1 protein-coding gene and 1 pseudogene are annotated in these 2,529 nt (G+C 43.2%); both read left to right on the top strand.

Features of this window, described 5'->3' with window-relative positions; translation table 11 throughout:
• Positions 1 to 2,127, top strand: a pseudogene (locus tag LC574_RS35235) (DUF2157 domain-containing protein); the annotation flags it as partial.
• 91 nt (positions 2,128 to 2,218) lie between these two features.
• Positions 2,219 to 2,455, top strand: a complete 237-nt coding sequence (locus LC574_RS35230) for a type II toxin-antitoxin system HigB family toxin (RefSeq protein WP_229458267.1) — start codon at positions 2,219 to 2,221, stop codon at positions 2,453 to 2,455.
• Positions 2,456 to 2,529 lie beyond the last annotated feature (74 nt).

Below are 2,529 nucleotides of genomic sequence, written 5' to 3'. Positions count from 1 at the left end.
GCCAATGCCACAATTATAGAGCGTCGCCTTACTAGCCGTTACTTGAGTGTATTGGCTGTAGGAGTTGCCCAGTTACTGACTTTACAGCTAGCAGAAACCAGATTAATCGGTTTAGCCGTGGGTACAGGATTGATGTTCGCAAATACGCGCTATTTGCGAAACCAAATATCTGCGGTAATTACAGAAGGATTTCTTCTGAGTTTCATTGTGGCACTTTTATGGGTAGGCGTACCTGGCTTACCTCGCCTCGCGCTAGGAGGTTGGTTTGTCGTAGGAGCGATCGCAATCCTAATTTTATGGTTAGCACGGACACTTTTGCGCCGCAGTTCGACTTACTTCGACTACGCTACTTCGACTACGCTCAGTACAAGTCAGTACAAGTCGCTCACCGTAAACTCAGTGACCACAGTTTTGAACCGACGCGGTAACGAATTAGCAATTATATATGCAGCCGCCAGTGATAAATGGGCGATCGCATTGTGTGGTTTTGAGTTGTTTGGTTTAACGCTACACTCAATACTGATTTACTCCGGGTTTATTACTTCTGGATTTTTGTACTTAGCTGCCACTGCAATCACCTTGGTAGCCATTGTTTATCGCAGTTGGCGAGAACCGACAAATTGGGCATTTTATGGCATCGGTTGGTCTTTGGAATTGTTGACTGCCCAAGTGTTGGGATTTGGGGAACGTTCAACTGTTAGGATAGCGATCGCAAATATCGCCTTGGGTTTAATCACTCAACTTGTCGGCGAGTGGTGGCGACGACGACATCAGTTAGAAAGGCTTCCAAGTAGTTTTCACATTTTACCATTAATTTATGGTGCATTCAGTGTATTGCTGCGTTTGGACACCTTCACCGAGTGGACTGGTTTGTATTCTTTGGGTGTAGCTTTAATTATCATTGGCGTAGGGCGACGGCGCGAGAACTTTAAACCCCTGCTGTACTTAGTAATCATTGGCGTATCCATTTCTGCCTATGAACTTTTGTTCTATCAAATGTTACAAGCTTCAACAGAAGCATTAGGTGATGGATTGATTGCCATGTCTGCCCTTGGTGCAAGTATTATGTATGCTTACCGCATCCTGTCGCCAAGGCTAGTCAGCTACTTACGCCTGACTCCTCAAGAACTAAAAGGAATTGCCCATATTCATTGGGCTTGGAGTAGCTGTTTATTAATGGCTGCCATTCCTCTTCCCATTGGAGTTAACCGTTTGGTGGGATTGGGAACGGGGATATTTTTAATTCGTTATGCCATCTTTCAAGGACGAAATTCGCGCACTTCCCCCAGCATCTTTGCAGGAATCACAATAGCCGAGATGTGGGTTTACCTTGGTTTATTAGAGGTAGCCGGGATGAGGGTTTATTGGCGCGAGACAGCAGTGGGACGGTTTTGGGCTGGGCCGTTAGTTCCTTGGAACGGTGCGATCGCCTGTGTGGTGGCCTATTTTCTGTACATCTTGCCTTGGGAGAATTGGGGTTGGTCTAAAAGACCTTGGCAGCAAGCCGCCTACATTATACCACTGATAATTTTATGGGAAACTAGACTGCAAACTTACCCCATTACCTTGTTACTTGCAGCTGGATTTTACATCTTCCTGGCAAAGGTGGGTGAAAACATCCGTTTTACTTATGTTAGTGTGGCGTTAATTGATTGGGCACTTTACCGTTGGTTTTATGAATTACGCCTAACTGATGTTTTATGGTATGTAACGCCAATTGGATTATCACTGCTTTATATTGCTCAAGTAGATACCCAACTAAAGCTACCAGAGTACAAAACATCTCGTCATCTTCTGAGAGTGTTAGGTAGTGGTTTAATTTGTGGGTGGGCAATTTTATTTCATCAAAATGCAGCTTGGATACCGGGTATTTTCAGCCTCATCGCCATATTTGCCGGATTAGCTTTGAGAGTGCGGGCTTTTCTCTACATTGGTACAGCCACTTTTTTAATTACTACAATCTATCAATCAGTAATTTTCAGCTTGCAATACTCCTTTTTAAAATGGGTTGTTGGCTTGCTAGTTGGCATCTTACTGATTTATATCGCCGCCAACTTTGAAACCCGCCGCGCTCAAATAACATCCTTAATTCGTAGCGCCATTGATGAATTTCAATCATGGGAATAGGGGTAGGTATTAAGCTAAGGGTTGAACTAATTAGACAGGCGATCGCACTATGACGAGATTCGCTATAATAGCCTCATGAATCCAGCGAATCATGCACGTTATTTCTCGTAAAGTATTGCGTCAATTTGGGGAAAAGTATCTTGATAGTGAAACTGCGCTGATTCGTTGGTTTAAACTCATGAACTCGGCGAAGTTTCAGACTTTTGACGAATTACGCTCGGTTTTTCCTAGTGCCGATCTTGTAGGCGATCTAATCGTGTTTAATATTGGTGGCAATAAAACAGGAGTCAGAATACAGAATTCAGAATTCAGAATACTCTACCCATAAAGGGATAGAGTTTTAATTAGGAATAATATTTTAATTTTTTTTGCCCACAAGGGGCAAGGTTTTAAACCAATATT

The sequence above is a fragment of the Nostoc sp. CHAB 5715 genome (assembly GCF_020829685.1).
Lineage (GTDB): Bacteria > Cyanobacteriota > Cyanobacteriia > Cyanobacteriales > Nostocaceae > Nostoc.
The sequence above is the reverse complement of the archived record's forward strand: the minus strand, read 5'-3'. Positions and strand labels throughout refer to the sequence as shown.

What these genes read in the sequence shown, in the direction of transcription:
- LC574_RS35230 (WP_229458267.1), top strand. Translation starts at nt 2,219, where the DNA reads ATGCACGTTATTTCTCGTAAAGTATTGCGTCAATTTGGGGAAAAGTAT.